The organism is Angelakisella massiliensis (assembly GCF_900104675.1).
In the GTDB taxonomy this organism is placed as follows: Bacteria; Bacillota; Clostridia; order Oscillospirales; family Ruminococcaceae; genus Angelakisella; species Angelakisella massiliensis.
Map to the genome: position 1 here is coordinate 1 of NZ_LT629943.1, position 6,133 is coordinate 6,133.

Below are 6,133 nucleotides of genomic sequence, written 5' to 3' on the forward strand. Positions count from 1 at the left end.
CGAAAAGGCGCGGGAACTGCTACCAGTGCCAGAGGTGCAGCAGCCGGAGAGAGAACAGGAACAGGGCCACACCTGGGGCGGTATGGAGCTGTAAAAGAAGCCTGTCCGGGAGCCTTGCAAGAGCCGCCCGGACAGGCTATAATAACAGTAAAAATAGGGAATAAAATGTATTGATAATATATGCCCCCCTATGGGGTGAAGGGGACAAGCTGAAATGGGTTTGTCGTAAAATAGGGAATAAAATGTATTGATAATATATGCCCCCCTATGGCCTTTAGGCCAGGGAAAAAATAATAAAATATTCTCTCTCTGACAGGGAGAAAGTCGGAGGGGGTTATGGGGGTGAGCGGCGGGGTGTGGGAATGTGGTAAACCTGAAAGGTTTTCCATCATTTCCATGCCCCAGAGCGAGGGGGAAAAGGGGGAGGTGACTTTCTCTTTAAGGCCCCGAAGGGGCCGCTCTTTGGCTCCCCCTTTTCCCCCTGTGGGTTTGCAGAATGTACGAAAAGAGGTGTAAGGAATGGAGGATCAGCAAGCAGCCCTGGAACAGCTCCGGGAACTTTACAGGGAAAAGAATGAGCATTTAGAGAAGTTTTTGGAGCCGGTGGAGCCGTATGAGTTTTATCGTGAGATCTTCCCGGAAGGATCTTTCGAGAGGAAGGGCCATTTTGAGGACAGGAAGGGAAACGGGATCGCGGTGACAGTGACGAAAGGTGAGGTTGACAGGGCAACCGGGATCGCCCTGCAGATCGAGGGGGACGGTAAAGCGAAACGCTGTACCATCACTGACGAGCTGGACGAGCTGAGGGAGCTGCAAGACACCGATTTTACGATTATGTCCCCGATCTCCTATTTTGGGCTGCGGCGGTGCGGCAAAAATGCCCGGTATCTCTATGCTTTGGTCTTTGACCTGGACGGGGTAGGTATGCCCCAGCTCCGGGACACGCTGCACCAGATGAACAAGGATATTTTGCCCCAGGCAACCTTTGTTGTAAACAGCGGGACAGGGCTTCACCTGTATTATGTGCTGAAAGAGCCGGTGCCTATGTACCCGTACAACCAGAAATGCTTGAAAGAGTTGAAATATTCCCTCACTCGGCAGATTTGGAATAAGTTTACCTCCACCATCAAGGAGCCACAAATGCAGGGGATTTTGCAGGGATTTCGGGTGGTCGGCTCCGGCTCGAAGCTGGGGCGTGAGTACCCTGTGAGGGCGTTCCGGCTCGGCGGGCCGGTGGAGCTGGTGCGGCTGCTTGATTATATCCCGGACAGCAACGGGGAGCAGCAGCGGCTTGAAGGGCTTATGAGAAAGAGCCGCCTGTCGCTGGCCGAGGCGAAAGAGAAGTACCCGGATTGGTATGAGCGGCGGATCGTCAAGAAGGAGCGGCGGGGCCGCTGGACGGTCAAGCGTGACCTTTACGACTGGTGGCTGCACCGGATCGCCGATGAAATCCGGGTGGGCCATCGTTTCTATGGCATTATGACGCTGGCGATTTATGCGAAAAAATGCGGGATAGACGAGGACGAGCTGCGCCGGGACGCTTTCGCGCTGCTCCGGCCTTACGATGATATGAGCGTGGAGGATATAAACCGCTTCACGAAAGATGATGTGGTGTGCGCCCTGGAGATGTTCAACGAGGACTATGTGACATTCCCCAGGGACGATATAGCGAAGCTCTCCGGTCTGACTATGCCTGTCAACAAGCGGAACTGGCGCAAACAGCCAGTACATTTGCAGGGCGCGAGAGCAATCCAGGAGATTAACGATAAGGCTAATGGTACGAATTGGAGAGAAGGGAACGGGCGGCCTAAAGGCAGCGGAACGGCCCAGGCGCGGGTTTATGAATGGCGGCAGCAGCACCCGGAGGGGCGCAAGGCCGACTGTCACCGGGAAACTGGCCTTGATCCGAAAACCGTCCGCAAGTGGTGGGATTGTCCGCCGCCAGCGGTGCGCTTTGAAAATGGGCATATAACGGTGCGGGTGTCCCCTTCCCAGGAGTTGAGCGATTGGCTCCTGGATGCGCTGCACGATGGGGGCCAGGAATAAGGCCCAGAAAGGCCCCTGTTACGCTTTAGAAGCCGTTTTCAGCCCTCCGAGGGTAAATATACCGGCCCCCTCTCTACCGCGTTTGGAAAGCCGCATAAATCAAGGCTTTTTTGCCCTCTAAATGCGAACATACCAGGGTAGAAGTTTAAGGGCCAGTGCTTGGGTAAACGGTCAGGAACATATATTGACATTGTAAATAAAAAGTTATACAATGGATATAATAAGAATGAAAGGAGTTGCTACCTATGGCAAATACAAATATTAACATTCGTATGGACGCAGACTTGAAGCGGCAGTTTGAGGCGTTCTGTGCTGATATGGGAATGACGATGACAACGGCGTTCAATGTTTTTGCGCGTAAGGCGGTGCGGGAGTATAGAATACCCTTTGAAATCAGCGGCGATGTGCCGAACGCTGAAACCGTTGAAGCAATCAAGGAAGTAAAGAGAATGAAGGCCGATCCGAGCCTCGGCAAGACCTATTCCAATGTCGATCAGATGATGGAGGAGCTGCTTGCCGATGTATAACATAAGACCAACCACAAAATTTCAGAAGGATTTGAAGCGCGTGAAAAAGCGCGGCTTTGATATTTCTTTGCTGACGGATATTATTAAAAAGCTGGCTGCGGGGGAGCCGTTGCCAGAGAAGAACAGGGAGCACCAACTTTCCGGGGATTATACGGGGTGTCGTGAGTGCCACATTACGCCGGATTGGTTGCTGATCTACGAAGTGGACGGGGACGAGCTGATTTTATATCTCACCCGGACGGGATCGCATAGCGATTTATTTTAGGGGAAGGAGGAAAGGTCTATGAGCTGGGATAAAGAGAGGATCGCGCAGATACAGCTTCCCGATCCGGCAGACGATGATCCGCACCCTCGGCTGCTCCTGGAAGGTCGCGGCATACACGCAGGGCAGGGTTTTACGGCCCTGTTCCCTGATGGGTGGCACGAGATTACCCTGGAAGTAGCGTGGGAGCCGACAGGCCCCGGCTGCTGGTACATATCTACGCCGGGGTTTAAGGGCGTGTGTCCTGTGGGCCTGTTCGTAAAGGTATGAAAACGATCCGGCAGATAGCTGACGAGATAGGGGTATCAAAGCAAGCTGTTTTCAAAAAAATTAAGCGTGAACCACTGTCAACCAGTTTACAGGGGTTGACGGCAACGGTTGACGGTAGGTTGATGGTAGAGGTTGACGGCGAAAAGCTGATAAAACAGGCGTTTTCTGAAATTGCACCGTCAACCACCGACAACCAGTTGACGGGCGCGGTTGACGGTTTGGTTGACGCGCCGTCAACCAAAAATGCAGAAAAAACAGCAGAGGTTGATGGTGTGATTTCTGTTTTACAGGCCACCATCGACACGCTGCAGGGGCAGCTTGAAGTGAAAGACCGGCAGATCGAGCAGCAGGCCCAGACCATTACCCGGCTTACTGACGCGCTGGCCGCCGCCCAGCAGACAGCGGCAGCGGCCCAGGCCCTACACGCGGGGACAATCCAGCAGCAGCTTATTACCGGGGAGGCTGGAACGGATCAGCAGGAACCGGAACAGAAAAAAAGCTGGTTTTCAAAAATTTTTGGTGGCAGATAGGAAAAAAAGGATATTTTTTTCGTCACTACAAGTTAAGAAAGGCGGTGTGATACAGTGAAAAAGATTGCTCTTGTTTTGGTGGCGGCTATGGTTTTGGTATTCACTGGTTGCGAAAAAAAGGAAACTATTTCAATGCCTTTTGATGTTGCTGATGTGAATAATATCGAGATGTATCGCAATGTTGTGCCAAACTCCGCTGAAAAGCAAGTCATTACAAAAACCGATGATATAGAGGATATTTATTTTCTGTTTTCGGGATTGGAGGTAAGCGATAAAAAAACGGAGCCTGTTGCTGGAGGGACAGTAACAAGTTTTCGGTTTAATCTCTCAAATGATACAAGTTATGAGATTATCTACTGTGCAGAAGCAGTAAAGTCAGGCAGACTGAAACTTCCAGAGGAGAAACTGGATTATTTTACAGCAGCTGATATTGAATCTTATTGGGACAACTACCAATATGAGATTGTTCCTGTAAGTGAGAATGAACTGCCGGGACAGGAAGAAACGCAAGAATGGGATAAAATCCCTATGGTAATGGTGGATGGCAAACTCTACTATGATACGGGGAAAGAAAGTACCATAAGTGGCCATTGCGGGGTAATGGACGGGGAAATCACTTCATCGGTTGATGGCTCTGAGATACCGACAAAGGATAACCAATCTAATTTTGGAACAGGATTTGAATATCAATACGGGGCCGACAATACCATAGAGATTTTTATGAACGAGAAATGGATCGTTTTTGAGCAAAGAGAAGGAGCCGGAAATCAAGTCCGATATGGTGATCGGATGGTAGATGCGGAGGGCCTTTCCAAAGAAACGCTTGAATGGCTGGATTGGTATAATAGCTTGCCGGAAGAACAACAGTTAGCTGTAAGTGCTGTGCCGCCAGATTTGCTTGAAGAAAGCGGCCTTGTAAAAACAGAGGACGCAGAGGTTTCTGCACAGGAAGATGAATTGTGTGGCTATCCTCTTGCACCAGAAGAAGTAGAGTGACAACAGAAATTCTTGGAGACAGTTGTGAGGCTGCTTCTTTTAGCCCCCGGCAGGGCGCAAAAGCACTTTCATACTGCCAGCCCCGAAGGGGCGGCGGTGTGAAAGTGCTTTTACGTTACTTTCTCACAAGAAAGTAACAAAGAGGTTGTGGCCTGCGGCCAGTTATGGTAAAATAGGAGTAGTAGGATATAGGCTTTTGCAGGAAAGGGACGGGTGATTTTATAGGCACAACCATTTCGGGAATGACGGGCCGGGGAAGTATCCGGCACAACAACAGGAGCTTTTCAGCGGCGAATGTAGACCGGAGCAGGTCGGGGCAGAATGTCACCTTTTGCAACGAGGATTTGAAGAAGGTGTACCACGAACTTTTCGATGAAGCCCTGGCCGCCTACAATGCCAAAAAGAAAAAGACCAGGGACAAGATACCAGATTACTATGAGCATATCCGGCAGAGCAAACAGGAGAAGCTATTTCACGAGGCTATCTTCCAGATCGGCAACTTGACGGACTGCGGGTGCGGCTCCCCTGGAGGGGAACGGGCGGCGGCAGCTCTCAAAGAATTTGCAGAGTCCTTCCAGGAGCGCAACCCTCATCTGCGGGTGTTCAATATGGTGCTGCACATGGACGAGGCCACGCCCCACCTCCATGTGGACTTCGTGCCTGTGGCAACGGAGCAGAGCCGGGGCCTCTCAACGCGGGTATCAATGAAACAGGCGTTAAAGCAGCAGGGATTTGAAGGGATGGGCCGAAAGCAGACCGAATGGAAAGCCTGGATGGAACGGGAGAAAGAAGCCCTAACGGAAATCGCCCAGGCTCACGAGTTTGAGATTATCAGCCTGGGCGGTGGCCGCGAGCGTATGGAGCTACCAGAGTACAGAGCAGCGGCCCAGCGGCTTGAAGCTATCCAGGAACAGGTGACAGCAGCAGAGCAGGAGATCGCGGCCCTGGAAAAGCAGAGAAAGGCCCTGCAAGGGAATGTGAAGCTGCTGAAAGCGGTGGAGAAGGTTAAGCCCGATCTGGACGCGATACAGCCGGAAAAGACGCTGACAGGGGCCGTCAAGGGTGTGACGGTGGAGCAGGTGAAGGAGCTGAAGGCGGCGGTGATCCGGGGCGCGGCGGCAGAGCAGAAGGTGCGGGAGCTGAAGGTAGAAAACCAACAGCTTCAGCAGAAAATCCCCTCGATGAAAGAAAAACTGAAGGAGGCCCAGGAGCGGCAGCGGCTTGAAAATGAAAACCGGCAGCTCAAAGTGCAGGTGGAATACCTGGAAGAAGATTTGAGCTGGGAGCGTGGGATTTCGGCGCGGCTCCGGGAAGGGATCGGGGCGGTGCTGGACTTTCTGGATCAGCACTTGCCGGAGCAGTTCCGGCCCCTGGTCGAAAAGGCGCGGGAACTGCTACCAGTGCCAGAGGTGCAGCAGCCGGAGAGAGAACAGGAACAGGGCCACACCTGGGGCGGTATGGAGCTGTAAAAGAAGCCTGTCCGGGAGCCTTGCAAGAGCCGC

General features: G+C 52.2%; 6 protein-coding genes. All 6 read left to right on the forward strand.

Annotation, left to right across the window (positions count from 1 at the left end):
- Positions 1-519: 519 nt before the first annotated feature.
- The 6 genes from BQ5383_RS00325 (at position 520) to BQ5383_RS00355 (ending at position 6,100) form a co-directional block, all read left to right on the forward strand.
- Positions 520-2,046 carry a hypothetical protein gene (locus BQ5383_RS00325; protein ID WP_060811998.1) on the forward strand — a complete coding sequence of 509 codons (1,527 nt, stop codon included), beginning with the start codon at positions 520-522 and terminating at the stop codon, positions 2,044-2,046.
- 245 nt (positions 2,047-2,291) lie between these two features.
- Positions 2,292-2,573 (forward strand): type II toxin-antitoxin system RelB/DinJ family antitoxin, encoded by a 282-nt coding sequence (locus tag BQ5383_RS00330; RefSeq protein ID WP_005948237.1) that lies wholly within the window; start codon positions 2,292-2,294, stop codon positions 2,571-2,573.
- Positions 2,566-2,838, forward strand: a complete 273-nt coding sequence (locus BQ5383_RS00335; protein ID WP_033119709.1) for a type II toxin-antitoxin system YafQ family toxin — start codon at positions 2,566-2,568, stop codon at positions 2,836-2,838. The genes BQ5383_RS00330 and BQ5383_RS00335 overlap by 8 nt, the downstream gene beginning before the upstream one ends.
- Before the next feature lie 263 nt (positions 2,839-3,101).
- Entirely contained in the window at positions 3,102-3,635 is a 534-nt protein-coding gene (locus BQ5383_RS00345) for a hypothetical protein (protein WP_033120805.1), read from the forward strand.
- 54 nt (positions 3,636-3,689) lie between these two features.
- Positions 3,690-4,631 carry a hypothetical protein gene (locus BQ5383_RS21380; protein WP_235821902.1) on the forward strand — a complete coding sequence of 314 codons (942 nt, stop codon included), beginning with the start codon at positions 3,690-3,692 and terminating at the stop codon, positions 4,629-4,631.
- A 242-nt stretch (positions 4,632-4,873) separates the two neighbouring features.
- Positions 4,874-6,100, forward strand: coding sequence for a plasmid recombination protein (locus BQ5383_RS00355; protein ID WP_033120806.1), 1,227 nt, complete (start codon positions 4,874-4,876; stop codon positions 6,098-6,100).
- Positions 6,101-6,133 lie beyond the last annotated feature (33 nt).

What these genes read in the sequence shown, in the direction of transcription:
- BQ5383_RS00325 (WP_060811998.1), top strand. Translation starts at nt 520, where the DNA reads ATGGAGGATCAGCAAGCAGCCCTGGAACAGCTCCGGGAACTTTACAGG.
- BQ5383_RS00330 (WP_005948237.1), top strand. Translation starts at nt 2,292, where the DNA reads ATGGCAAATACAAATATTAACATTCGTATGGACGCAGACTTGAAGCGG.
- BQ5383_RS00335 (WP_033119709.1), top strand. Translation starts at nt 2,566, where the DNA reads ATGTATAACATAAGACCAACCACAAAATTTCAGAAGGATTTGAAGCGC.
- BQ5383_RS00345 (WP_033120805.1), top strand. Translation starts at nt 3,102, where the DNA reads ATGAAAACGATCCGGCAGATAGCTGACGAGATAGGGGTATCAAAGCAA.
- BQ5383_RS00355 (WP_033120806.1), top strand. Translation starts at nt 4,874, where the DNA reads ATGACGGGCCGGGGAAGTATCCGGCACAACAACAGGAGCTTTTCAGCG.